Raw genomic sequence first — 25438 nt, 5'->3', positions numbered from 1 at the left:
GCCGCTCATGACGAACACGGGCGGCGGTGACCCGCGACCGCGCGGCAGGTGGTGGCGCGAAGGAGCGATCACGGCGACGGCGTTCGCGCTCTGTCTGCTCGGTGGTGTGGTGAAGGACGACGGCAGCACGCTGTCACCGCCGACCGCCGTCGCCTACTTCGTCGCCCTGGTGTCCTGTGCCGTGCTCCCGGTGCGGCACAGGGCGCCGCTGACCGCCATGGCGGTCACGACCGCGAGCGGAGTGCTGGCGCCGTTCCTGGGCCTCCTGCTGAGCCCCCTCATCGCCGTCCCGGCCGTGATCACCGCGTACTCCTACGCGCTCACCGCGCGCACCGAACGGCGCGCGGCGAGCGCGGTGGCGCTCATCTCCGTGGCGCTGCTGGTCGCCTCGACCCCCCTGTTCGGTGCCCTCTCGTGGAAGGACGCGAGCAGGGTGGGAGCGGTGGCCGCGTTCCCGCTGGTGGCGGGCGTGCTGGGGCACTCGGTGCAGAACCGGCGGGCCTACCTGGCGGCGATGGAGGAACGGGCCCTGCGGGCCGAGCAGAGCCGCGACAGCGAGGCGCGCCGGAGGGTGGCCGAGGAACGGGTGCGCATCGCCCGGGAACTGCACGACCTGGTGGCCCATCAGATCACCCTGGCCAACGCGCAGGCCACGGTCGCCGCCCACCTCTTCGACACCCGCCCCGAGCAGACCCGCAAGAGCCTCGAAGAGCTCGTCGAGACCACCAGCGACGCGCTCGACGACCTGCGGGCCACGGTCGGTCTGCTGCGCCAGTCCGGGGACGCCGAGCCCGCCGAACCGGCGCCCGGGCTGTCCCGGCTTCCCACTCTTCTCGCGTCCTTCCGCCGCGCGGGTCTGGAGGTGACGGTGCATCAGGAGGGCACGGCCAGGCCGCTGCCGCCGGGAGTGGACCTCACCGCCTACCGCATCGTCCAGGAGGCCCTGACCAACGTGACCAAGCACGCCGGTACGGGCAGCGCCCGGGTGCGCCTGGCCTGGAACCGCGATCGCCTGACCATCACCGTCGCCGACGACGGAGGGGGCGTCCGTACGGCGCCTACGGCCGACCGGCCGCCCGGTTACGGTCTGATCGGGATGCGGGAACGTGCCACGGCGGTCGGGGGGCACCTCTCCGCGGGAAGCCGTCCCGAGGGTGGCTTCCTCGTCTCCACCCAGCTGCCCCTCCCACCCGCCAAGGACACCGCACGCGGGACTGACGGAGCGACAACCATCAAGGCGCGGACGGCCGACGCGGCGGCCGTGGACAGAGAGACGGGGGACGCACTGTGACGCTCCGGGTACTGCTCGCCGACGACCAGGCCCTGCTGCGCGGTGCCTTCCGGATGCTGCTCGACTCGGCCGACGACATCACCGTGGTCGGCGAGGCCGCCGACGGCCGGGAGGCGGTGCGGCTCACCCGCGAGCTGCGCCCGGACGTGGTGGTCATGGACATCCGGATGCCGGAGGTGGACGGTCTCACCGCCACGTCACAGATCTGCGCCGACCCGGAACTGCGGGCCAGCCGCATCCTGATCCTCACCACCTACGAGACCGACGAGTACGTCGCCCAGGCGCTGCGCGCGGGGGCCGGCGGTTTCATCGGCAAGGGCATCGGGGCCGAAGCCCTGCTGGACGCGGTGCGGACGATCGCCGACGGCGACACCCTTCTGTCCCCCGCGGCGACCCGCTCCCTGGTGGCCCGTTTCCTGGCCACACCGGACGACGTCCCCGTGCCCCACGCGGAACGGCTCGCCGTACTCACCCCGCGCGAACGCGAGATGGTGGCCCTGGTCGCGACCGGCCTGTCCAACCAGGAGATCGCCGAGCGGATGTTCCTCAGCCCCTTCACCGTCCGCGCCCACGTGCAGCGCGCCATGACGAAACTCGACGCCCGCGACCGGGCGCAACTCGTCGTCATCGCCTACCGGACGGGCCTGGCCCAGGCCACGTGACCCGACAGGCAGGTTCTCAGGTCAGGTTCAGGCCCCCGTCGAGCACGATGACCTCCCCGGTCAGATAGCCGCTGCCGATCACCGATGCCACCAGGTCGGCCACGTCGGCGGGCTGGGCCGGGCGGTGCATCGGCGCGCGGTCCCGCCACAGCTCGTGCGCCTGTGCCCAGTCCTTCGTCATCGGCGTGTCCACGAGACCCGGCGCCACCGCGTTCACCCGCACGTCGGGCCCGAGCGCGGCCGCGAGCAACCGGGTCACGTGATTGAGTGCGGCCTTGCTCGCCGCGTACGGCACCGAGGAACCCTTGGGCCGTACGCCGGCGTGGCTGGTGATGTTGACGATGCTGCCGCCCCCGGGGGACAGCCGTAGCGCCGGAAGGGCCGCGGTGCAGAGCACCCAGGGCGCGATGAGGTTGACCTCCAGAAGTCGCCGCCAGTCCTCCGGAGTGGCCGCCGCGAGGTCGGCGTGCGGGATCGGCCGGCTGATGCCCGCGTTGTTCACCAGCACGTCCAGCCGCCCGAAGTGACCCAGCGCCCTCTCGACCAGCCCCCGGGCCTCCTCCTCGACGCCGAGGTCCGCCTGGACGTAGGCGCCCCCGAGCTCGGCCGCCAGCGCCTGCCCGGCCTCCGCGCTGCGCCGCGAGTGCACGACGACCCGCGTCCCGTCCGCCGCGAGCCGCCGTACGACGGCCTCACCGATTCCCGACGTGGACCCCGTGACCAGGGCGACGGGCCGGTCTCCCGCTTCGATGCTCATGACAGTGGATCTTGTCACGGTGCGGCCGCGACAGGTCCTGGGGGAGCCGTCAGGCCGGCCGTCCGCGTCCCCAGGCGGCCAGCGGCTGGAGCGCGACGTTGAGGCGCTCGCCGTCCTCGGTCAGCGAGTACTCGACGCGGGGCGGCACCTCGTCGTACGAGACACGGCGCACCACACCGTCCGTCTCCATCTCACGCAGGTGTGAGGCGAGCACCTTCTCGGTGATCCCCGGGAGCAGCCGGCGCAGCTCGCCGAAGCGGCGGCAGGGGTGCTCGTGGAGCGCCCACAGGATCAGCACCTTCCACTTGCCGCCGATCACCTCCATCGCGGTGTCGATCCCGCAGATGTGTCCGTCCGGCGTGCCCGGCCGGTTCAGCGTCGTCATGCCCCACCCCTTCGACGTGCTCGCTCACCTCGGGGTAACCACCCACTCCGAAGTGCGTACTTGATCACCAGCGGGCCGGTGACCAGCCTGATCCGTATGACACAGAACACCGTTGAGAAGACCTCCGTCACCCTGCTGGGCCTCGGCGCGATGGGTACCGCGCTGGCCCGTACCTGGCTGGCCGCAGGCCATCCGCTCACAGTCTGGAACCGAACTCCCGGCCGTGCCATGCCCCTTGCCGCCGAGGGCGCGAACATCGCGGGCAGCGCCGCCGAGGCGGTCGCCGCGAACACCCTGGTCGTCGTCTGCCTGTTGGACGACGCCTCGGTCGAGGACGCACTGGCCGGCACCGACCTGGCGGACCGGGACCTCGTCAACCTGACCACCGGTACCCCCGCCCAGGCCCGCGCCCGCGCCACATGGGCCCGCGAGCGCGGTGCCCGCTACCTGGACGGCGGGATCATGGCCGTCCCGCCGATGATCGGTGTCCAGGAGGCCGGCGGTTATGTCTTCTACAGCGGCTCGCGGGAGCTGTTCGAGCGGCACCGCGAGACACTGGCCGTCCCGGCCGGCACCGTCTACGTCGGCCAGGACGCGGGCTTCGCGGCACTGCACGACGTGGCCCTGCTCAGCGCCATGTACGGGATGTTCGCCGGAGCCGCACACGCCTTCGCCCTGATCCGGAAGGAGGACATCGACCCCACCTCGCTCGCCCCGCTGCTCGCCGACTGGCTCGTCGCGATGGCCCCGGCCGTGCACCGGACCGCCGCCCAGCTGCGGAGCGGCGACTACACCCGAGGTGTCGTCTCCAGCCTCGCCATGCAGGTGGCCGGCACACCGGCCTTCCTGAGCACCGCCGAACAGCAGGGCGTCAGCACGGAACTGCTCAGCCCCTACTTCGAGTTGATGCGCCGCCGGCTGGACGGGGGCGGCGGGGAGGAAGACCTGACGGGCGTGATCGACCTGCTGGTGCGCTGACGACCGTGCGCCGCCCCAGCCCCTCCAGCCGCCCGAGCCGTACGACCGTGCGGGGCCCCCGGCTCCCGCACGGCCGGCGCCCTGTCACGGCTTGATGCCCACCCCGGCCCACGCGCTGACCTCGGCGTCGGTGAGCTCCGGGTCCGGGCCCTGCGGGTCGTCCGGGCGCCAGCGGTGGGTCAGCGAGATGCCCGGTTCGAGCAGGTCCAGGCCCTCGAAGAAACGGGCGACCTCCGCCTGGCTGCGGACCTGGGCCCGGGTGCCGGCGGCGGCGTAGATGCCGACGAGCTTCTCCCACAGCTCCGGGGCGAAGTCGCCGGTGCAGTGACTCACGGCCAGCGCGCTGCCGGACGGCAGGGCGTCCAGGAGGCGGGAGACGATGCCGTACGGATCCCAGTCGTCCGGCACGAAGTGCAGGATGGCGTTGAGGGACAGGGCCACGGGCTGGTTCAGGTCGAGGGTCCTGGCCAGCTCGGGGGAGCTGAGGATCGCCTCGGGGTCGGTGAAGTCGCCCTGGACGTACGCCGTGCGGCCCTCGGGCGTATTGCGCATCAGGCGCTCGGCGTACTTGAGGACCAGCGGGTCGTTGTCGGCGTAGACCACGCGCGCCTCGGGCGCCACGGACTGCGCGACCTGGTGCAGGTTGGGCTCGGTGGGGATGCCGGTGCCGATGTCCAGCCACTGGCGGATGCCGTAGTCCTGCGCGAGGACCCGGGTGGCGCGGTGCATGAAGGCGCGTATCTCACGGGCGCACGTGAAGATGCCGGGGTAGGTGGCCGCGACGGTCTCGGCCGCCTGCTTGTCGACGTCGAAGTGGTCCTTGCCGCCGAGGTAGTAGTCGTACATCCGGGCGGAGTGGGGCCGGCTGGTGTCGATCTCCCGCGCGGCGTGGGAGTGGGTCATCCTGTCCCTTTCAGGTGGTGTGCGTGGGGGTGTCGGGCAGGTCGCTGCCGGAGGCAGGTCCGGCTCGGGTCGTGGTTCAGCCGGCCGTGAGGTGGTCGGCGAGGCCCCGCTTGACGCCCGCGACGAACGCGGCGATCTCCTGCGGGGTGTAGATCAACGCGGGCCCGGCCGGATCGGTCGACTGCCGCAGCGCCACCCGGCCGTCGGCCAGGAGCTTCGTCTGTACGCACTGGCCGCCGTTGGGACCGCTCCACGGGGACTCCCAGCCCTGCTCGCCCAGGTCGGTGGCCGGCATCCCGTTGTAGACGTGGCAGTCGGTGCTGGTCATGAGTACTCCTTGCGCATGCGGTTCAGGAGCGCCCTGCTGTCCGCGTCCGACGTCAGCAGGGACATGCGGTTGTGCGCCTCCAGATGCGCCGAGACGTCCGAACGCTGATCCAGGTACATCGCGCCGGACAGGACCTCGGTGTAGACGATGTCCGGCAGCTCCGGCTCCTCGAAGCGGAAGTAGGTGAACGGGGCGCACACGCCCACGTGGGCACCGGCGGTGAACGGCACCACGTCGACGCTGACGTGCTCCAGCTCCGAGACCTCCAGCAGTCGTTCGATCTGCTCCCGCATGACCTCGGGGCCGCCGACCACCCGGTGCAGCACGGCCTCCTCCATCACCACCCACAGCGTGGGCGCGTCGGGTCCTGCCAGCAGGCTCTGACGGCGCAGCCGCAGGTCCACGCGCCGTCCGAGGTCCTCGTCGGCCTCGCCCGGGAAGCCGCCGCGCAGGACTCCGCGCGCGTACGCGTGCGTCTGGAGCAGCCCCGTGACGTAGTGGGGCTCGTAGGTGCGCAGGGTCCTGGCCCCGGCCTCGAGGCTGACGTAGGCGCTGAACCAGTTCGGCAGGACGTCCCGGTAGGTGTGCCACCAGCCGGGCTCGTTGGCCCGCTCGGCGAGGGCGACGAACTCGTCGATCTCCTGCCGGTCGGCCCCGTAGGTCTCCAGCAGTTTCTCCACGTAGAGCGGCTTGAGGGCGACCTCGGCCTTCTCCAGGCGGCGGATGGTCAGGGACGTCACCCTGAGCGCCTTGGCGGCGTCCTCCAGCGAGGCGCCCGCACCCTGCCGCCGCTCCTGAAGACGCCGGCCAAGGATCATGCGCAGCACGGTGGGAGCACTGGTGCCACCCGTGCCCGTACGGCCTTCGCTCATGTCCTGACCTCCTGAGGGGATGTCACCGGCTTCAGCCTGACAGCGACTTGCTGCAGCCAACAGGCGGATATCGGCTTTCTGAAATTATCAGGGAGCTGGTTGCAGGTTGAACTTGGGTGCGAGCATAGTGACTTGTGTGACCCGTGCCGCCGAACGCGCGCACGGTGAGTCAACCGTCCCCACCCTCGGGCGCGTTGGCGTCTGTCCCCTGCCCCCGATGCGTCTCGCCCGGCCGCGCCGCCGCCCCCACGGAAGGCCAACACCGTGTCCCCCCACACGACCTCGTCCCGTCAGCTGTTAGACGCCGTGGACCAGGAACGAACCCACTGGATCGAACTTCCCGCGCACCGCTCCAGCATCGGGGTCGCCCGTCGTTCCGTCGGCACCCGGCTCAAAGCCTGGAGCCTGCCGGGCGAGCTGCGCTCGGACGCGGTGCTGCTCCTGTCCGAACTGGCCACCAACGCCGTGTGCCACACCCTCAGCGCGCGCATCCTGTGCGGCATCGGGCTGGTCACCGACGAGATCCTCCGGCTGGAGGTGCACGACCACGACCACTCGGGCTCCACACTCCGCCGGTGCCGCGCGGGCCTCGACGACGAGGGCGGGCGCGGCCTGTTCCTGGTGGAGGAACTCGCGGACACCTGGGGGGTGGACCGCTCGCGACTCACCGGCGGCAACGCCGTGTGGGCCAATCTGACGGCCTGAATCATCCCTTGGTGGGCGTGAGTTCGGCGAGCAGCAGGGTTCGGTCGTCCGCGCCGGCCGGATCCGAGGGGGCGTGCAGCAGCCGTCGGCACAGGGAGGGGAGTGGGTCGTCGTCGACGGCCGCGGCGTCGAGGGCCCGGGCGAGGCGGGCGATCTCGTGGTCTATGTCGGCGTCCCGGGACTCGACCAGGCCGTCGCTGTAGAGCACGAGCAGCGTCGGGTCGTCGATGCTCAGCACGGTCGGCTCGTAGGTGCCCGCGGCGAGGCCGAGCGGCAGGCCCGCGCCGACCAGCGTCACCGGGGCGGTCCGGCCGTCCGGGCCGCGCAGGAGCGGGGGAGGGTGGCCGGCGCCCACGAGGGTGCAGGTGCGCTGCCGGGGATCCCACTCGGCGTAGATGCAGGTCGCGAAGGAGGCGCCCGGGGTGTCGCTGGCGAGCGCGTCGAGCCGTCGTATGAGATCGGCCGGGGGGATGTCGAGGCCGGCCAGCGTGCGTACGGCGGTGCGCAGTTGGATCATCGCCACGGCGGACTCAGGACCGTGCCCCATGGCGTCGCCGACGATCAGACTGACCCGGTCGTCCGGCCGTCGGAGCACGTCGAACCAGTCACCGCCGATGATCGAGCCCTGTCCGGCGGGCAGGGAGCCGTGGGCGATGCGGCAGCCCTCGACCTCCTGGATCGTGCCCGGCAGCAGACTGCCCCGGATGGCCAGGGCGGTACGGCGCTCGTGCTCGTAGCGGCGCGCGTTGTCCAGGGCGACCGAGGCCCGCGCGGCCAGCGACTCCACGGCGGCGACGTCCGCGGTGAGGAACGGTCCGCGGTCCGGTCCGCGGGAGCAGGCCACGAAGCCGATCGCCCCGCCCCGCAGCCGCAACGGCACCACGAGGAAGGAGCGCGTCTTGAGGAGTTCGCCGACGCGCGCGTCCTCACCGGCGGAGGCGGCGAGGCGCTCGGCCGTGTGGTCGTCGACCGAGTCGAGCAGCTGCGCGTGCCCGTCGACCAGTGCGCGGGCGTACGGGGTCTCGCGGGGGAAGACGAGCACCTCGCCGACCGGCAGGGTGTGTTCCCAGGACTCGGGCGCGTCCGTGCCCACGCGCAGGGCCAGCCTGCGGGCCTCGATCTGGGCGGGGTTCGCGCCGGCGTAGGTGGTCTCCTCGCGGCGCCACCGCTCCAGCAGGTACAGGGACGCCGCGTCGCAGAAGCCGGGCGTCAGCGCGTGCACGACATGACTGCCGGTCAGCCCCAGGTCGAGCTCCGAGCCGATGACGTCGGCCGCGGGGGAGAAGGCCGAACGCCGGGGCGGGGGCACGACGGTGGGGGTGTCGTCGGAGCGGCTGTGCGGTTCGTTCCGCAGGGTCGTAGTGCCTTTCCGGGTGGGGGTCCGGGAGCCCGGCGGCACGATTGATCGCCGGACGTCGCAGGGCAACTATATGATGGAGCGTCAAGTACCTTGTTGGGAAAGGACGTTCTGGTGACCGACACGGATGCTCTGCCGCCAGGGACCGATCCGGACAAGGCGAGCGTAGCCCGGATGTACGACGCGATGCTCGGGGGAGAGCACAACTTCGCCATCGACCGGGAGGCGGTGGCGGCCGTCACGGCCATCGACCCCCAGGTGCGCACGCTGGCCCGCGCCAACCGCGCCTTCCTCGGCCGGGCCGTTCGCTTCCTCGCCGGGGCCGGTGTCCGGCAGTTCATCGACCTCGGCTCGGGGATCCCGACGCAGGGCAACGTCCACGAGGTGGCCCAGGCGGCGAGCCCCGGCGCCCGGGTGATCTACGTCGACAAGGACCCGGTGGCCGTCGCCCACAGCACCACCCTGCTCGCCGACAACCCGCACGCCGGCATCGTCGACGCCGACATCCGGCGGCCGGCCGACGTCCTGGCCGCACCGCAGGTGCGCGAGCTGATCGACTTCGACCAGCCGGTCGCCGTGCTCATGGTCGCGATCCTGCACTTCGTCGCACCCGAGGAGAACCCGGCAGGCATCGTCGCCGCCTACCGGGACGCCCTGCCGGAGGGCAGCTGGCTGGCCCTGTCCCACGCCACCGACCAGGACCGCCCGGACACGGCCGCCGCCGTCACCCAGCTGTACCGCTCCCGGGCCACCTCACCGGTCACCGTCCGCTCCCACGACGAGATCCAGGGCCTCTTCGCCGGGTTCGACCTGACGGAACCCGGCCTGGTCCATGTCCCGCTGTGGCGCCCGGACAAGGGTGAGGACGTCCCCGAGAACCCGTCGGAGTACTGGGTGTACGCGGGTGTCGGCCGCAAGATCGGGTGACAGCGGGGGAGAGCGCTGAGGCCACGACAGCACGGATGCCCCGACGGCACGCTCGGCGCCGGGAGTTGAAGGTGTCCGTCGCCCGGCGGGAGTCCCCGATCGGCGCGTGAGTTGTCGCCCCCGGCGACCGTTTCGCAGCCGGGCGACCGCGTCGAGCGGCCGCCCGGACACCGCGGCGGCCGCCACGACACCCTGACGGCGCCCTCACCCCGCGATGGAGTCCAGCTGTTCCGCCGCCGGACGCAGCGCCCACAGGTCGCCGCCCGGCGGCGCCTGCAGCAACGGAACAGCCCTCCGCGCCCGCGCGTCACCCGCGTCCGCGGCCGCGTGCACGACGTCGGTCGCGGCGTACCGCAGGAACTCCAGCTCCGGATGGGGCCAGGCGGCGGCTCCGGTCGCGGCGGGCAGCAGATAGTCGACCGCCTTGAACAGGCTCTGACCGTCCGGGCCCCGGTATGCCCACAGATCGACCCCGACATGCCGCCCGATGGCCGCGAGCCGGGTGTAGGCGACCAGGTCGAAGGTCGAGTAGTGCCAGCTCCGGGTGCGGGGCAGCTCCTGGGGCTGGCTTCCGTCGGCCGCGATCTGCGGCGCGAGCCGCCTGCTCCGGGCGTCCAGGACCGTGCGGCGGGCCAGGGCCTTGTCGCCGGTCGCACTGGCGAGGCCGGCGAGCAGTAGGTCGTAGAAGGTGCCGTGGTTGTTGGCGGCGGCGCCCTCCTGCTTGCCGAAGTCGCTGTCCCTGAGCCAGCCGAGGAAGGCGGAGTTCCACTCCGTCATGCCGGTGCGGTCCTTCCCGCTCCAGCCCGGAGCGCCGGTGTCCAGCAGGGCGATCGCGTCGACGACGCTGGTGTACGACTGCGAGAAGTCGATGATGCCGATGGCTCGGCCGTCGTACTTGCAGGGGATGAACTGCGCGTGGTCCAGGTTGGGGTTCATCCTCGTGGCCGGGTCGAGGAACCAGGTGCGCAGGACCTGCCCGGCCTTGCGCGCGTACCGTTTCTCGCCGGTGTAGTACCAGGCGAGGGAGAGGTCGTAGGCGGAGTCGAAGGTCTTCTCGACGTCCTGCCGGTCGGTGCCGGAGTCGACCTCGGGATTGCGTTCGCCGTCGCGCTGGACGTACGGGCAGCCCCACGGGTTGCCGGCGGTGGGGGGCTGGGAGGGCCACCAGTACGGGGCCTGGCTGAGGTAGTCGTGGACGTCGCCGCCGGGAGCGGGCCTCGGCTTGTCGACGACGGTCCAGGGGCCCTGGTCCAGCCACTTGTCGGCGCGGGCGGTCAACGCCTTCACCGCGCGCCGGAGTTGCGGATCCCCCCGATTGAGGCGGGCTTTCGTCTGTTGCAGTCGGGTGCCGTCCAGGACCGCGGTGTGCGGTGCCGCGGGCTGTGCCGCCACCGGTGCGCAGAGCCCTGTGCTGAAGGCGGCCAGGGCGGTCAGAAGGACGACGCCCAAGCGGGAGCGCGCGCTCATCGGCCCACTCCCTTCAGCCGGCGCTGGGCCTCGTGCAGGTTCCGTGGCCGTACCGCGCCCGGACCGCCGTACAGTTCGAGGCGCGTGTGCAGATCGCCGGTGAAGTCGGGGACGTCGATCTGGTCGAACTCCCTGACCTCGTCGATGCCGACGGTCGCGGAGTACGGCGCCAGGCCGTCGATCTTCACCAGTCCCGCGCGGCCGTTGGTGACGCGGATGTTCCAGTGCGTGAACCGGGCGCCGAACAGGGGCCCCGCGCTCGCGTCCCCGCCGTGGCGGCCGTTGTTGTTCACCGTGATGTCGGTGCGGACGTTGGCGAAGGGCAGACCGCGATGGCTGTCGAAGGTGCCCATCCGCATGTCACCGCGCGACCAGACGTTGTACGACGACAGGCCCTCGACGTTGATGCCGTGCAGTTGGGTGTTCGCGGGCGCGGGGCGGGTGCGCTCCTCGATCGTGAAGTCCTCGATGAGGTTGTCGTGCGACCCCTCACGGCAGAAGTAGGGGTGATGGGAACCGCGGCCCGCGACGCGCGTGCGGCGCAGGGTGCACGCGGAGGCGGCCACCAGACCGAAGCCGTTGTCGACATGGCGGACCGTCACGTCGTCCACCCAGCAGTCGTAGGCGCACTGGAGCACCACACCGTTGTGCCCCTTGTCGAGCAGGTGCGACTGCTGCGGGGTATCGGGCGCCTCCAGTGTCAGGCCCTCGACCCCCGAGCCGTTCAACTCCTGCACGTGCGTGGTCAGTTGCGGGGACCACTCCGGGCGCAGGTCGAGCGGGAGCGGCCGTTCGAGGGTGACTCTCCGGCCGTGGACGCGGGCGATGCGGACGGGCCACTCGTAGGGCACGTACGACGTCAGCTTCGTCTTGTCGTCCCAGAAGTACGCCTCGGGACCGGGCCCGCCGCCGCACATGTGCTCCAGGAGGGTGTGGTCCGCGTCGTCCGAGAGCCGGAGCAGGACCAGGGTTCCCGGGCGCAGTGCGGAGGCGTCGGCGACCGTCACCGTCCAGGAGCCCTGCCGCGCCGGGGCGATCTCGGTGAGCGTCCGCCACTCGTCGCGTCGGTTGCCCGTCCAGCCCTCGAACGGCCACGCCTTGGCCCGGATCGCGGCGACGAGCGATTCCCAACGGGCCCGGGGAGCGAGCCAGATCAGACCGCCCGCCCATGACCAGGACGACTTGTCCCCGCCGTAGCGGGAGCCGTACGTCCCGATGAGCTCGGTGAGGTTCTTGGTCGCGTACAGCGTCGTACGGCCGCTGCCGGCGCCCTTGAGGACCACGTTCGAGTGGTTCACGCGGATCACGTCGTCGATGCGGAACGTGCCCGGCGGGATGGTGACCGTGCCACCGCCGGCCCTTCCGGCGGCGGCGATGGCACGGTTGATCGCGGGGGCGGAGTCGGTCGTCCCGTCCGCCCGGGCGCCGAAGTCGCGTACGTCGGCGACGACTCGGCGGCGCGGGCGGTGTGTCGCCCCGCTGTGGCACCCGGCGCGGCCGACGAAGGGGATCTGCGGATGGGTGAAGGGGGCGCGGGTGAACTCCCGCCACAGCGGTGCTGTTTCGGCCGCCGAGGCGACACCGGCGCCCAGAGCGACGGTGATGGCGCTTCCGAGCAGTGAACGTCTGGTCATGCCCATGACAGTGCGGTTGCTCATGGCGGATCGCCCTTTCCATGTTTTCATGGATGTGAACGCCGTTCATAAGTGCATTGACGGGTGAGGATGCCACGCCGTCGTGCCGCGCGAAAGAGGTTGCGCAGAGGTTAATTGGTCATGTCTCTGAACCAGGCAAACACTGAGCCCCGTCGACAAAGGGGTTGTCGACGGGGCTCGGCAGGGGTGGAACTACCGTCGGCCGCTGCCGATGGCGATGATGCCGGTGACCTTCGAGCCGGTCAGGTTGTCGTAGACGACCTCACCGCCCGACTTTTTCCAGATCCTCAGGTGGAAGGTGTCCGGGTCATCGGTGGCGGTGACCCGGAACCCGTATCCGCTCTTGCCGTCGACCGCGCCGAACCCCTGGTAGACGGCCTGCGAGCCGGTGACCACGAGCCAGTCGGAGCCGCTGGAACGGAACTTCAGCCCGGCCCGGCCGAAGTCGAAGGAGACCTCGCCGGCAGGTGCGACGACTCCCGGCAGATAGGCCGCGGCGAACGAGAAGGCGGCCTTGCCCGGCACGCTTGGCTCGGCCGGGTAGGCCCCTGCCGGGGAGGTGAGGACACCGGCGCCCAGCGCGGGACCGGCGGCGCGGTCGTAGACGATCAGCTCAGGAAGCGTCCTGCTGTCCGAGCCGCCGTCGTCGTCGGTGACGGTGATCACCGGCCGGCGGATTCCGGCCTTGGCGTACGTGTGCTCGGCCCGGCAGCCCGACGCGGTCACTGTGCCGGACTGTGGCGCGCTCCCGTCCTTCCAGTCGAGCACGCAGGTGTGGGTGTCACTGGCGCCCGGGTCGGTGAACTCGGCCGTGACGACCGTGCGCCTGCCCACCGGCACCGGGGACCGCGGACCCGCCGCGGAGACGAGGACCGGCGCCGCGTTGGCCACCTCGACCGTCGCGGTGTCCCTGCTGCGGCCGCCCGTGAGGGTCACCGTGTAGGTGCCGTTGTCGGTGCAGGTGACCGTCGTCGCGGCCGAGGCGGGGTCGGCGAAGGAGCAGGGCGCTCCCGCCTCGACGGTCCACTTCGGGCCGCCCGCACCGGAGATCGTGCCGCGCAGTGCGATCGCGTCGCCTTCCTTCCCGCTGCCGTCCGCACCGGCGTGCACCACGGTCACCGGGTCGACGCCCGTGAGGGTGGGCACGACCTTCTTGATCAGGCCTTCGGCGTCGAACTCCAGCTTGTCGATGGTCGTTTCGCGGTGCATGCCGTCACCGCCGGGGATGGCGAAGCGGTGGTAGGCGATGTACCAGTCGTCGGTGCCCGGCACGTGGACCACCGAATGGTGACCGGGGCCCTTGATGCCGAGGGAGAGGTCCTTCTCCAGGATCACGCCCCGCTTGGTCCAGGGGCCGGTGGGGGAGGGGCCGGTGGCGTAGGCCACGCGGTAGTTCTCGTCGCGGGTGTCGTTCTCCGACCACATGAAGTAGTAGGTGCCGCCCCGTTTGATGACGAAGGTGCCCTCGTTGTAGCCGCCGGGCGTGATGTCCTTCATCTTCGTGAGGTCGAGGGAGGTCATGTCGGCGTTCAGCGGGGCCACATAGGCGTGCCCGTTGCCCCAGTAGAGGTACGACCGACCGTCGTCGTCGGTGAACACGGCCGGGTCGATCATCTGGCCGCTGAACTGGCCCGCCTTCAGCAGCGGTTGGCCCAGCGCGTCCTTGAACGGACCGGTCGGCGAGTCGGACACCGCGACACCGATGTTGGCGTCGGCGCAGAAGTAGAAGTAGTACTTCCCGTCCTTCTCGGCGATGGTCGGCGCCCAGGCCCTGCTGTCCGCCCAGGAGATGTCGGGACCGAGGTCGAGGATGACGCCGTGGTCCTTCCAGTGGACCAGGTCGGTGGAGGAGTACGCCTTGAACTGCGTGCCGCTCCAGCCCTCGAAGCCGTCGGTGGTCGGGTAGAGGTAGAAGGTGTCGCCGAACCGCACGATGTTCGGGTCGGCGTTGAGGCCCGGCAGTACCGGGCTCTTCATGACGAGCGCCGAGACCGTCCAGGTGCGCTTCTTGCCGTCGGAGCCGGTCACCTCGTACGACACTGGCTTGCTGAAGTCCTGCACGCTCCCGGAGGCGGGGCTGATCGCCGCGCCGTGCGCGAGGGTGAACTCCGGTGCCAGCGCGGTGAGATCGGTGCCCTCCTTCATCGGCAGCGTGACCTTGCTGTCCGCGTTGTCGACGATCGCGTCGACCTTGAGCGAAGGGTGCGTGGCCTTGGCGATGCCCGCGGTGTTGCCGCTGAGCTCCATCACCTCCGCGGCGGACAGGGCCCGGTCGTAGATGCGGAAGTCGTCGACCTCGCCGCCGAAGGACGGGTCGCCCGCGTACAGGGACCTGCCGATGTAGCCGCTGTAGTCCTTGTTCGCGTCGTACAGCTCGGACGGCTTGATGGTGGTCGTCGTACGGGCCGCCTCGACGCCGTCGACGTAGAGCACCATCGTGCCGGACGCCCCGTCGAGCGTGACCGTGACGTGCCGCCACTCGCCCGGCGTGAGCTGCGAGCCGGCCGTCAGCTTCGACTCCGCCGACCAACTCGCCTTCGTGATGGCCGAGTAGAGGCTGTTGCCGCCGTTCGAGGGCGTGGCGAACAGGTACGTGTTGCTGTCCGGACCGAGCCCGAACAACCACTGGAAGCTGCTGCCGCCCTTCCACTTGGCGTACGTCGACACGGTGACGCTGCCGGCGCCCTTCAGCACACCGCTCGGGATCTTCACGTACGGCGAACCCGTCGCGTCCCCCGACATCTTGAAGGAGCCGCCCTGCACGCCCGTGCCGAAGGCGGGCGTACCCACGTAGGTGCCGTGGTAGCCGTGGCCGCTGGAGTCGGCCGCGATGTTGCCGCCCGTCTCGTCGAATCCGTAGTGCAGGAGGAGGTCGGCGGGGACGTCGGCTCCCTCCTCCGAGACGGTGACCTCGGCCTGGACCGGGATCGCGGCGCCGTCCGGCAGGCTGCCGGTGACCGTGAAGGTGCCGGCCTGCGCGTACTTGGCAGCCGGGACGTCGTCCCAGGTGACGGCGACGGGACGCTTCACGCCGTCGGCGTACGAGGCGATCACGGTGGCCGGCAGGACCGGGGCCTCACCGATCCGCGTCTTCACCTTGATGCCTTCGACACTCTCGACGAGCTGGTCCGGCTGGTAGGAGCGCAGCAGCCGGTCGTACTCGGCCTGGGTGACCGGGAGGACGGTGCCGTGGCGCGGTTTGGCCGGCAGGTCGTAGTCGGCGACCGGGGTCCAGTTGCCGGAGTCGAGGTCGGTCGTCTCGAACGGGATGTAGCCGCGGCCGCCGAACTCGTCGAGGAAGGCGTACCACTTCTCCTCGGAGTTCGACTTGAAGACCAGCGGACCCTCGGCGGCATTCATCGCGCCCTTGCCGATGCCCTCCGCGACCGCCGTCCAGTTCGGGTCGAGGATCGAGTCGCTCTTCTCCTCGAAGATGAACTTGCTGTTGGGCGTGGAGGAGGTGTTGTTCCGCTCGTCCTTGGAGAGACGGTAGTAGGTGCCGTTGTTCTGGATCATCGTGGAGTCGATGACCGAGTAGCCGCGGTCGATCCAGACCTTGGGCTCGCTGAAGGTGTAGAAGTCGCGGGTGGTCGCGTACATCATGCGGTTGTACGTGTCGCCGGAGTGCGCCTCGTTGTCGTACAGCTTCGACGCCCAGAAGACCACGTACTCGCCGAGCTTCGCGTCGTAGAACGCCTCCGGTGCCCAGGTGTTGCCCGCGCTGTCCGGGGAGACCTTGACCAGCCGCTGGTTCGTCCAGTGGACCAGGTCGGTGGACTCCCACACCATGATGGACTTGCTGCCGGTGCGCTGGGAGGCGTCCCAGTCGCCGTTGCCGTAGATCCTCAGGTCGGTGGCGATCTGGTAGAACTTGTCGCCCTCGGGGGAGCGGATGATGAACGGGTCGCGCAGGCCCTTCTCACCGAGCGTGGAGGTCAGGACCGGCTTGCCGTCGTTCAGCTCCCGCCACTTCATGGGGTCGTCGCCCTTGCTGAGGGCGGCGTAGAGCTGTTCGCCGTCCGAGGTGCCCTCGCCGGTGAAGTAGCTGAACATGTAGCCCTTGAGGGCTTGCCTCGCGGGGAGTTCGGGGACCTTCGCGGTGAAGGTGCGGGTCGCCTTCGCCGCGCCCTTGGTGACGGTCGCGGTGAGTTCCGCGGTGGTGGCGCCGTCGCCGTGCGCGGGGCGGTGGACCACGCCGTCGGCGTCGATGACATCCGTCCGGGCGGAGGACCAGGCGACCTTCGTGTCGTACGAGCCGGTCGCCGGGAGGGTCAGGTTGCCGCGTACGTCGTCGAGGTTGTGGACGGTGAGGGCCCGGGCGGCCTGTTCGGTGGCCGTCGCGTCGTCGAAAGCGGGCAGGACCGTGACGTCGAAGCTCTTGGTGTCGGTCACGGAACCCTTCTTGAGGGTCGCCGTGAGCGTGGCGTGGCCGTCCGGTTCACCGGCGGCGGGGCGGGTCACCTTCCCGGAGTCGCTCACGACGTCCGTGTTGTCGCTGGCCCAGGTGAAGGTGGACCCACCGGCCGTGCCGGTCTTCGGCAGGTCCAGGTCCGCCGTGACCGCGCCGGTGTCGCCGAGGCTCAGCGCGGCCTTGTCGGCGGCGACGCCCTCGGTGGCGACGGGGAGGGAGAGCTGCTCGACCTCGGAGGCCGCGAGGGCGCGGTCGTAGACCCGGAAGTCGCGGATCCGGCCCTTGAAGAGCTTGTCGCCGGAGTAGACCGACTTGCCGATGTAGTTCGCGGTGGTGGTTCCGGAGCCGATGGCGCCGGGCGTGATGGTGACCGCCGTGTTGCGGCCGACCTCGACACCGTCCTCGTACAGGACACCGGTCGTGCCGGTCTGGGTGTAGGTGAGCTGCTTCCACACCCCGCGGGTGAGGTTGTGCCCGTCGGAGGGCTTCGTGGTCTGCTCGGTAGACCAGTTGCCGGTCGCGATCGACGTGCGCAGGGAGTTGCCGGTGGCGAACAGGTACCCGTCGCCGTTGCTGCCGCTGGAGTTGCCGAAGCCGTACAGGAAGTACGGCGTGCTCTGGGCGGAGTCGATCAGCACGTCGGTGGAGACGGTGATGGAGTCCATGCCCTTCATGACGTTGTCCGGCACCTTGACGTAGGTGTCGGAGCCGTTGAAGGCGAGCCCCTGCGCGGGGTCCGACCAGTCGGCGGTGCCGTTCACCGTGCCGTCGCGGCCGTTGCCGGAGGCGTCGGTGACGGTGCTGCCCGAGGCGCCGTCGAGTCTGTACCAGAGGGCCAGTCCATCGGTGACGTCCGCGGTGTCCGCCGCCTGGGCGGGGACCATGGGCGCGGCGAGGCCCAGGAGCAGTGACGCGGCGGTCAGACCGGCGAGGCGGCCCGCCCTGCGTCTCGCGCGGGTGCGCGGACGTGCGAGGTACGTCATGTGGGGTTCCCTGCTGAGGCGTGGCGGGGCCTCGGCCGTGGGCACCCTGCCGTTTCGGCTGTGTGACGTCGTGTTGCGAGAGTGTCAATCGGGTTGTGCGGACACGTCAAGAGGTTTCGAACGATGTCCGACAGGCCGAACGCATTGCTGTCCGGTCCTCAACAGTCGGCATGCTCCGACAAGTTGGGGGAAATCGAGTTGCACGGGGCGTCAATGACCTAGTCATCCGAAGGGATGGACACCCATGCTGGCCATCATCTCCGCGGTCCTGTTCTTCATCTCCTTTCTGATCAACGCGGCGGACATCTCGACGAACGACACGTTCACCTCGACGAACATCATGCTGCTCGGCCTCATGGTGCTCGCACTTCACCTGGCCGGCATCGGCAGCGGCTGGAACGTGCGCGGCCGCCGGTAGTGAGTCCCGTCAGATACGGGGCAGCCCCCAGCGCGGAGCGGCCTCGTTCGGGCGGACCGGCGCGACGGTCAGGTCGGGGCGCTCACCCCTGGCGGTGAGGAGCGCCGACTCGCCCTCGCGCAGCGCGATACGGACGGTGCCGTCTCCGGCGTCCTCGTGACCCAGGGGGCGGCCTCGTCCGTCCCGCACCTCGATCGGTCCCGTGATCCCATGGTGTACGACGCAGGGGGCACCCGCCTCGCTGACGAGCCGTACCCAGCGGGTGGCGCCGCCGCGGCGGACCGCGCTGAGCAGGAAGGCACCCTGGGTGCGGAAGTCCTGCACGGCGAGGTCCTTCCAGGCGGCGGGCAGCGCCGGGAACACCCTGATGACACCGCCCCACGACTGGCACACCATGTCGTGCAGGGACTGGGCCGCCGACAGCGGTGTCTCGATGACCGGCCCGGACTCCTGGTACATGGTGTTGGGCTGGATGAAGCGGGTCATCAGCTCGCCGAGATACCGAAGCGCGTCCTCGCCCTTGCCGAGCAGTGCCGACATGGAGGCGGCTCCGGTGAAGGTGTAGCCCTGAAGGGCGCCCTCGAAGCCCACCCAATGCGCCAACGACCGCTCGATCAGGGCGCGTTCGTCGGGTGTGCGGCCGGTGACCTCGTACAGCGGATAGACCGCGAGCAGATGCGAGTAGTGGCGGTGCGACTTCGCGAAGGGGATGTCCGCGCCGATCATGAAGCCGTTCGCGTCCGTCGGATACGGCACCCGCTTCGCCAGCACCTCGCGCCAGCGGGGCGCCGACGGGTCCTTGAGGCCGAGGAGTTCGGCGGATTCGAGAAGGGTTCGGCAGCCCCAGGTCAGGAGCATCAGGTCGTAGTTGCAGTCACGTGTGTCGCCGCCGTACTCCGGGGAGAAGGTGGCGGGCAGGTGCAGCTTGCCGTCCGGGCCGGGCTCGAGGAAGTGCAGGTAGAAGTTGATCGCCTTGCGCAGGAGGGGGAACAGGACGTCCCGGAGGATCGACCGGTCCATCGTGTGCCGGTAGCTGAGCCAGACGTTGTGCAACGCCCAGGTCAGATTGCCGACTTCGGGGGTGGGTGGGTCCTGACCGGGGATGCCGACGCCGTAGCCCATGAGGGCGCTGGCCGCGCCGTTGACCAGTTGGGGGTCGGTGGTGCGCGGGATGCCGAGGGAGTCGGTGCGGTACGGCGCCGGGGTCTCCTGAGTGAGATTGTCCCGGAACTCGCTCAACGCGCGGGTCACGGCGTCGAGTTCGAGATGGTTCGAGCCGTGGATGAGCCAGTACTCCAGTTGGACGTTGAGGTTCCACCAGGTGTTGGGCCAGGGGGTGGGCTCCAGCCAGGGGCCGCTCGTCGCCATCACGGGGGCGTCGCGGCGGGCGGCGGAGGCGGTCTTGTACAGCTGGATCCAGTAGAAGCGCTGGATATGGGCGTCGGGGAGCGACAGGAAACTCTTGCGGTAGAAGGCGTGCCACCAGGCACGGTGGTCCACGGCCAGGGCGGAGTAGGGGAGTCGTGCCGCCCGGCGGACCGCTTCGAGGGCCCGGCCCAGGGCCGTGGCCCCGGGGTACGAGTGCGCGACATGCGCGTACAGCGTCCGTGTCCGGCCCCTGGCCCGCTCCCGCCACGCCGTGACATGCTGCCCGCCCGCCAGGAGTGGCTGCACGGCCGCGGTGATCCCGTCATGCTCGGCGACCTGGGCGGGCGGATTGCCCTGGTAGCCGTCCGGCAGGGGCTTGAATGCGGCCCGTGGGCTGATCGCGTCCGCGGGATGGAACACCCATCGGAAGCCGCGCTCACCGTCGCTCGCCGTCACTTCCACGGCGAGGACCGAGCGGTCGCTGTGGATCAGGGCGCGCAGGTCCAGGGTCCCCTTGTCGGTCGTGAGCGTGCCGGTCAACTCGGCGTGGCTCAGCGACAGTCGCCAGTCGAGGCCGGTGATCGTGCCCACGGGCTCCAGCGTGAAGTACCCGATCGGCAGCCGGGCGAGGCCGAAGAGGGAGCCGAACTCGGGGCGGTGGTCCTGCACTTCGGAGTGCTGGATGTTGAAACGCACCGCGTTCGAGGGGGAGCCGGGTTCGGCGTAGATCCCGGAGCCGAGGAAGCCGTTGCCCAGGAAGGGGCCTTCGTGCCAGGCCGTCGGCATCCGCTGCCAGACGAGGTCGGCGTCCTCGAGAACCACGCTCCAGGGGTCGCGGGCCGGCGCCGCTTCGGTGCGGTCGGCCGCTGCCGCCTGTGGGGTCAGGCCCGGGGCCAGCAGCGCGCCGCTGAGGGCGGTACCGGTGGCGAGGACGGTACGTCTGGACGGATCGGGCGCGGCGGGAGAGGACATGGTGCCTCCAGACAGGCTCGGCTCTGGGCTAGCAGTCATCGGAGCTATCCCGCGATGCAACTTAGAGTTGAGGCTGCTGTCCGTCAATGGAGCGGTATAGATCCGATGTGTGTCATCGGATCTGCATCAAGGCCCGAGTGCCGAACGAGACACACGCCCGCGGGACCACGTGGGCGTGTATCTGGGTGAACCTGCGCCGGGTCAACTGCCCGTGATGGGCGAGGTGATGGGTGAGCGCACGGTGGATGACGCCATCCGCGCCGAGTGTGTCCGCTCGCTGCGGCTGACGGCCGACCAGGCGAGTGCTATGCGTGTCAGCGGGGCCGCATCCAGGCCCGAGTGCCGAACGAGACACATGCCCGCGAGGCCACGGCGGCCGCGCCGTGCAGCGCCTCGGTGAACACCCGACGGGTCAACTGCTCCTGACCGGCGAGGTGATGGGTGAGCGCACCGTGGAGGACGTCACCCGCGCCGAGCGTGTCCGCGACCCCAACCAACGGCACGTCCACCGTGCCGCTGTCGTGAGGACCGGCCCACAGGATCGGTCGTTCGCCGCGACTGACGGCCGACCAGACGACTCCGTGCTCCCGCAAGAACCGCAGGGTGTCCTCGGGGCTGTCGGCTCCCGGCGGCCGGAAGTCCTCCGAGCACACGGCCACGTCGATCGACGGCAGGAGTTTCTCCGTACCGGCCTTCCAGCTGCCCCCGTCGAAGACGGTCCGTCGCCCGGCGGCACGCGCGGCCCGGGCGGTCGCCGTCGCCAGTTCCATGTGGTGGCCGTCCAGCTCGACGATGTCGCACGCGGCCACCAGCGCGGCGAGGTCGGCGGGTGGCGCGAGCCGGAACCCGGCCGCGTTGGTCGACGCGACGGCGCGGTCCCCGCTCGACGCGGTGACCAGCACGGAGGACACGGCGGGCGGCTGGGTCGAGCCGGCCGCCAGGTCCCGGGTGCTCACGCCCAACGCGCGCAGATCCGCCGCCACCGCGACTCCCAGTGGATGGGAACCGATGCCGGTCAGCAGTCCGGCCGTGCCGCCCAGGTGGCTGAAGGTCACGGCCGCGTTCGCCGCCGGACCGCCCGCCGCCACGACCTGCTCACGAGCCGTCAGTTTCTCGTCGGGTCCCGGCACATGGTCCACGAGCTGAATGACGTCAAGCGTGCACAGGCCGACGAACAGCCCTTCGGGACGTCGGCTGTCCGTCGGCTCCACCTTCTGGCACCTCTTCCTGTTCGCGGTCCTCGGGCCTCAGCCCGCCGCCCTCTTCACCAGCTCGCCGATCCGCGCCTCGTCTGCGGCCGTCAGCTTCGTGAGCGCGAAGGCGGTGGGCCACATCGTGCCCTCGTCGAGGTTCGCCTTGTCGTTGAAACCGAAGGTCGCGTACCGCGCGTTGAACTTCTGCGCGCTCTGGAAGAAACAGACGACCTTGCCGTCCTTGGCGTACGCGGGCATCCCGTACCAGAGCTTCGGTGCCAGTCCGGGCGCGCTCGCCTTGACGACGGCGTGGATCCGTTCGGCCATGACCCGGTCCGCGTCCTGCATCTCGGCGATCTTCGCGACCACGGCGGCCTCGTCCTCGGCCGCCTTGTCGGCACGCGAGCTGCGGCGCGCCGACGTCTTGAGCTCCTGGGCGCGTTCCTTCATCGCGGCGCGCTCCTCGGCGGTGAACGTCTCGGTGCTCTTGGCGGCCGTCTTCCGCGTGCTCGTCATGAGTTTCCTCCAGGTCTACGGACTGATCTACGGGTGGGTTCGCGGACTGATCTGCGGACTCATCTGCGCTCGGTCAGGGACATCCTCGCGCCGAACCGGCGCGACGCCGTTCACCCCCACGCGCCGGCGATCTGTCGGGTCGTGGCGTTGAGCCGGTTGAACAGGTTCGTGACGCCGATCATCAGGACGATCGCGGCGAGCTGCTTCTCGTCGAAGTAGGTGGCGGCCGTGTCCCAGACCTCGTCGCTCACCGCGTCGGGACGGTCGGCGAGGCGCGTCGCCGCCTCGGCCAGCGCGAGCGCCGCCCGCTCCTCCTCGGTGAAGTAGGGGGCCTCCCGCCACGCGGCGACCGTGGCCAGCCGCTCGTCGCCCACTCCTGCCTTACGGGCCGTCTTGGCGCCGGCGTCGACACACGCGCTGCATCCGTTGATCTGACTCACCCGCAGATGCACCAGCTCCAGCGTCTGTCCGTCCACCCCACCGGAGTGCACGGCCTTGAAGAGCTGCTGGATGGGCTGCATCGCGTCGGACAGGACGGCGGCGGGGTTCTGCATACGGGACTGCATGGGAATCGCTCCTCTTGTCGGGCTGTGCCCCCGCTGCGGCGGGGTGTGATTCCATCTCAGCCGAAGGGGCTTGCCAGGACGACGGTCGTGGGACACCGTGGGACAGCCGAAACGGCCTTGAACAGGCACGATCCGGCCCGGACCAGTTCTGCCGGGGTGGGACAGGGGGCGGGGAACAGTGGTCGAGCACGACCGGACAGTGGGCGGCGACCCGCAGGAGGAGCTGGCTGCCCGGCTGCGGCTGCTCCAGGAGCTGTCGAAGCGAGGCGTTCGGGCCCTCGCACGGGACGCCGGTCTCAGCTCGTCGTCGCTCTCCCGGTACCTCAGTGGCCGGACGGTACCGCCCTGGCCCGCGGTGATCGCCCTGTGCCGCCTCGTCCAGCGCGATCCCCGCCCGCTGCGCCCCCTGTGGGAGCGGGCCTCCACCCCCCTGCCGGCCCCGCCGAAGACCAGCCGCCAGGTTCCCCCGCCGTCGCCGCCCGCCGGGGCACCGCGCCCGCCCCGCAACGACCTCCCGCGCGACGTGCCCGACTTCACCGGCCGCGAGGCCCAACTCGGGGCCCTGCTCGACGGGGTGGCCGGCAGCCGGGTGATCGCCGTCGACGGCATGGCGGGTGTCGGCAAGACCTGCCTCGCCGTGCACGCCGCGCACCGGCTCGCCGCCGACTACCCGGACGCCCAGCTCTACCTGGACCTGCACGGCTTCACCGAGGGCCGCAGGCCGCTCGACCCGGACCGCGCCCTGCGCACGCTCCTCGCCGCCCTCGACGTGCCCTCCGAGAAGGTCCCCCAGGACGGCGGGGTCGAGGAACTGGCCGCCTGCTGGCGGTCCGAACTCGCCCACCGTCGGGCCGTCGTGGTCCTCGACAACGCCGCCGACGCCGACCAGGTCCGCCCCCTGCTGCCCGGTGCCGGCCCCTCCGTCGCCCTCATCACCAGCCGCAACCGGCTGCTCGGCCTGGACGAGGTCCCGCCGGTGTCGCTGGACGTGCTGACCGAGCAGGAGAGCGCCGAGCTGCTGGCCCGCGCCAGCGGCGAGACCGACGGGCGCGAGGGGCGCCTGGGGCGCGACCCCGGGGCCACGGCCGAGGTACTGCGCCTGTGCGGCCGGCTGCCACTGGCGCTGCGGCTGGCCGCGGCCCGGCTGCGGCACCGGCCGGGCTGGACGGTGGGCATCCTCGTCGAGCGGATGGCGGAGGGAGCGAGCGAGTTCGACACCGCGTTCGCCATGTCGGTACGGCAGCTGGACCGCGCCAAGGCCCGGCTGTTCCGGCTGCTGGGCCTGCTGCCGGGGTCGTCGTTCGACGAGTACGTGGCGGCGGCGCTGGCGGACGTGCCGCTGCGCAGCGCCCGCGCGATGCTGGAGGACCTGCTGGACGCGCACCTGGTCCAGCAGCCGGCGGCGGGCCGCTACCGCCTCCACGACCTGGTCCACCAGCACGCCCGCCGCGCCACCGAGGAGCAGGACTCCCCGGCGGACCGCGACCGGGCCCTGACCCGGGTGCTCGACCACTACGTGCACGCGGCCGCCGCCGCCGACGCGGCGATGCCCTTCCCGTCACTGAGCCGCGAGGCCTCCGTGAACCGCCCCCCGGCTGAACTGCCACAGTTCAGCGACAAGATCACGGCACTCGTCTGGTTCGGCACCGAGTACCTGAACCTGCTGGCCGCGTTCGAGGCGGCCGAGGAGGCCGGGGCCGACCGGCACCTGTGCGAACTGCCCCGCTTCATGCGGGCGTACTTCGCCCGGCGCTGCGGCACCACGATGCTCAACGGCCTCTTCGAACGATCCCTGGCCGCCGCACAGCGTCTCGACGACCCCCGGCAACTGGCCGAGGCACACAGTGACTTGGGCTTCGCCCGCTACAACGCGGGCCGCATGGCGGAGGCGGGCGCCGCGTACGAGGAGGCGGCACGACTCGTACTCCGGACGGGGGACACCCGCGCTGAGGCCGAACTGACCATGAGACGCGGCTACTTGAAGTGGGACGAGGGATACGTCGAGGAGCCGCTGGCCCTGTTCCGGCTGGCGGGCAAGCTGTACGCGGACGCCGGCAGCCCCATGGGCACGGCCCACGCGACCGCGTACGAGGCATGGGCACTGCTGCAACTGGGGCATCGCGCGGAAGCGGCCCGACTCGCCCGTACGGCGCTGGAGATCCCGCACGCCGACGGAGCGTGGCCACCCACCCTGACGGCCCTGATCACCCTGGGCGTGGCCATCGCCCATGAGGACCCCGACGAGGCCGCCGAGCACCTGCACCGGGCGCTCGGGCTGGCCCGGGAGGACGGCCACAAGCACAACGAGGCGTGGTGCCTGAACTGCCTGGGCGTCGCCCTGCGCGGGATGGGCCGCCACGAGGAGGCCCTGGCACGCCACGAGCAGGCGTTCGCGCTGCTGGACGAGCTGTTCGAGGAGCACTGGAAGATCCACTTCCTCAGTGCCTACGGCGAGACGTGCCGCCTGGCAGGCCTGCCCGACCGAGCCCTGCGCCTCCACCATCAGGCCCTGGACCTTGCCCCGAAGCTCGGCTACCGGCACGCGGAGGCCCTGGCCCACGAGGGCATCGCGGCGATCCTCGACGAGACCGACCCGATGGCGGCGGCCGAACACCGGGCAGCGGGTCGGGCGGCCTTGCCGGAGCCCGAACCAGGCGTCTGAGACGGGCGGACGAACCGTGGCGGGGCGTGCGCCAGGTTCAGCGGTACTTCGATCGTGTTGTA

20 protein-coding genes are annotated in these 25438 nt (G+C 70.9%); 7 read left to right on the top strand and 13 right to left on the bottom strand.

Translation table 11 applies throughout. From position 1 onward, the window contains the following. The first annotated feature begins 7 nt into the window (after positions 1-7). Entirely contained in the window at positions 8-1291 is a 1284-nt protein-coding gene (locus ABZT06_RS14840) for a sensor histidine kinase (RefSeq protein ID WP_355740075.1), read from the top strand. After that, entirely contained in the window at positions 1288-1953 is a 666-nt protein-coding gene (locus ABZT06_RS14835; protein WP_355740073.1) for a response regulator transcription factor, read from the top strand. Before ABZT06_RS14840 ends, ABZT06_RS14835 begins: the two co-directional genes overlap by 4 nt. 16 nt (positions 1954-1969) lie before the next feature. Here ABZT06_RS14835 and ABZT06_RS14830 read toward each other — a convergent pair whose 3' ends face one another. Both ABZT06_RS14830 and ABZT06_RS14825 read right to left on the bottom strand, forming a co-directional pair. Beyond that, complete coding sequence (locus tag ABZT06_RS14830; protein WP_355740071.1) at positions 1970-2710, bottom strand: SDR family oxidoreductase; 741 nt, start codon at positions 2708-2710, stop codon at positions 1970-1972. Positions 2711-2759: 49 nt separating this feature from the next. Beyond that, positions 2760-3095: a helix-turn-helix domain-containing protein gene (locus ABZT06_RS14825; RefSeq protein ID WP_355740069.1), complete on the bottom strand. Its 336-nt coding sequence runs from the start codon at positions 3093-3095 to the stop codon at positions 2760-2762. 96 nt (positions 3096-3191) lie between these two features. Here ABZT06_RS14825 and ABZT06_RS14820 point away from each other — a divergent pair, with 96 nt between their 5' ends. Beyond that, entirely contained in the window at positions 3192-4073 is an 882-nt protein-coding gene (locus ABZT06_RS14820) for an NAD(P)-binding domain-containing protein (RefSeq protein ID WP_355740067.1), read from the top strand. 84 nt (positions 4074-4157) lie between these two features. Here the strand turns inward: ABZT06_RS14820 and ABZT06_RS14815 are convergent, their stop codons facing one another. From ABZT06_RS14815 to ABZT06_RS14805, 3 genes are all read right to left on the bottom strand, one after another. After that, positions 4158-4976: an SAM-dependent methyltransferase gene (locus ABZT06_RS14815; protein ID WP_355740065.1), complete on the bottom strand. Its 819-nt coding sequence runs from the start codon at positions 4974-4976 to the stop codon at positions 4158-4160. Positions 4977-5052: 76 nt separating this feature from the next. Next, positions 5053-5304 carry a DUF397 domain-containing protein gene (locus tag ABZT06_RS14810; protein WP_007379642.1) on the bottom strand — a complete coding sequence of 84 codons (252 nt, stop codon included), beginning with the start codon at positions 5302-5304 and terminating at the stop codon, positions 5053-5055. Continuing rightward, a complete protein-coding gene (locus ABZT06_RS14805; protein WP_355740062.1) occupies positions 5301-6176 on the bottom strand; it encodes a helix-turn-helix transcriptional regulator in 876 nt (291 codons plus the stop codon). Before ABZT06_RS14805 ends, ABZT06_RS14810 begins: the two co-directional genes overlap by 4 nt. Positions 6177-6482: 306 nt before the next feature. Between ABZT06_RS14805 and ABZT06_RS14800 the strand changes: the two genes are divergently transcribed. After that, positions 6483-6881: an ATP-binding protein gene (locus tag ABZT06_RS14800; RefSeq protein WP_355740059.1), complete on the top strand. Its 399-nt coding sequence runs from the start codon at positions 6483-6485 to the stop codon at positions 6879-6881. A 1-nt stretch (position 6882) separates the two neighbouring features. Here ABZT06_RS14800 and ABZT06_RS14795 read toward each other — a convergent pair whose 3' ends face one another. Further along, a complete protein-coding gene (locus tag ABZT06_RS14795; protein ID WP_355740191.1) occupies positions 6883-8283 on the bottom strand; it encodes a SpoIIE family protein phosphatase in 1401 nt (466 codons plus the stop codon). A gap of 69 nt (positions 8284-8352) precedes the next feature. Here ABZT06_RS14795 and ABZT06_RS14790 point away from each other — a divergent pair, with 69 nt between their 5' ends. Beyond that, positions 8353-9165, top strand: a complete 813-nt coding sequence (locus ABZT06_RS14790) for an SAM-dependent methyltransferase (protein ID WP_355740057.1) — start codon at positions 8353-8355, stop codon at positions 9163-9165. Positions 9166-9369: 204 nt separating this feature from the next. On the opposite strand, the gene ABZT06_RS14785 is transcribed toward ABZT06_RS14790, so the two are convergent. The 3 genes from ABZT06_RS14785 to ABZT06_RS14775 all read right to left on the bottom strand — a co-directional run bounded on the left by ABZT06_RS14785 (position 9370) and on the right by ABZT06_RS14775 (position 17681). Continuing rightward, positions 9370-10632: an alginate lyase family protein gene (locus ABZT06_RS14785; protein WP_355740055.1), complete on the bottom strand. Its 1263-nt coding sequence runs from the start codon at positions 10630-10632 to the stop codon at positions 9370-9372. Further along, positions 10629-12272 carry a glycosyl hydrolase family 28-related protein gene (locus ABZT06_RS14780; RefSeq protein WP_355740189.1) on the bottom strand — a complete coding sequence of 548 codons (1644 nt, stop codon included), beginning with the start codon at positions 12270-12272 and terminating at the stop codon, positions 10629-10631. The genes ABZT06_RS14785 and ABZT06_RS14780 overlap by 4 nt, the downstream gene beginning before the upstream one ends. A gap of 207 nt (positions 12273-12479) precedes the next feature. Continuing rightward, entirely contained in the window at positions 12480-17681 is a 5202-nt protein-coding gene (locus ABZT06_RS14775; protein WP_355740053.1) for a family 43 glycosylhydrolase, read from the bottom strand. A 244-nt stretch (positions 17682-17925) separates the two neighbouring features. Here ABZT06_RS14775 and ABZT06_RS14770 point away from each other — a divergent pair, with 244 nt between their 5' ends. Then, positions 17926-18099 carry a hypothetical protein gene (locus ABZT06_RS14770; protein WP_020120174.1) on the top strand — a complete coding sequence of 58 codons (174 nt, stop codon included), beginning with the start codon at positions 17926-17928 and terminating at the stop codon, positions 18097-18099. A gap of 9 nt (positions 18100-18108) precedes the next feature. On the opposite strand, the gene ABZT06_RS14765 is transcribed toward ABZT06_RS14770, so the two are convergent. From ABZT06_RS14765 to ABZT06_RS14750, 4 genes are all read right to left on the bottom strand, one after another. Then, the gene (locus ABZT06_RS14765) at positions 18109-20439 is read right to left on the bottom strand and encodes a Tat pathway signal sequence domain protein (RefSeq protein ID WP_355740051.1); all 2331 of its coding nucleotides are present in this window, start codon (positions 20437-20439) and stop codon (positions 18109-18111) included. A 314-nt stretch (positions 20440-20753) separates the two neighbouring features. Continuing rightward, on the bottom strand, positions 20754-21650 hold the full coding sequence (locus tag ABZT06_RS14760) for a PfkB family carbohydrate kinase (RefSeq protein WP_355740049.1): 897 nt from the start codon (positions 21648-21650) through the stop codon (positions 20754-20756). 36 nt (positions 21651-21686) lie between these two features. Further along, positions 21687-22148, bottom strand: coding sequence for a DUF1801 domain-containing protein (locus ABZT06_RS14755; RefSeq protein ID WP_355740047.1), 462 nt, complete (start codon positions 22146-22148; stop codon positions 21687-21689). A gap of 110 nt (positions 22149-22258) precedes the next feature. Beyond that, complete coding sequence (locus tag ABZT06_RS14750) at positions 22259-22714, bottom strand: carboxymuconolactone decarboxylase family protein (RefSeq protein WP_355740045.1); 456 nt, start codon at positions 22712-22714, stop codon at positions 22259-22261. A gap of 178 nt (positions 22715-22892) precedes the next feature. Between ABZT06_RS14750 and ABZT06_RS14745 the strand changes: the two genes are divergently transcribed. Further along, complete coding sequence (locus ABZT06_RS14745; protein WP_355740043.1) at positions 22893-25376, top strand: tetratricopeptide repeat protein; 2484 nt, start codon at positions 22893-22895, stop codon at positions 25374-25376. The last annotated feature ends 62 nt before the right edge of the window (positions 25377-25438 follow it).

Origin of the sequence: Streptomyces sp. NPDC005483 (assembly GCF_040606035.1) — a bacterium.
Lineage (GTDB): Bacteria > Actinomycetota > Actinomycetes > Streptomycetales > Streptomycetaceae > Streptomyces.
Note: the sequence above shows the minus strand (reverse complement) of the source record. Positions and strands in the feature narration are given on the sequence as shown.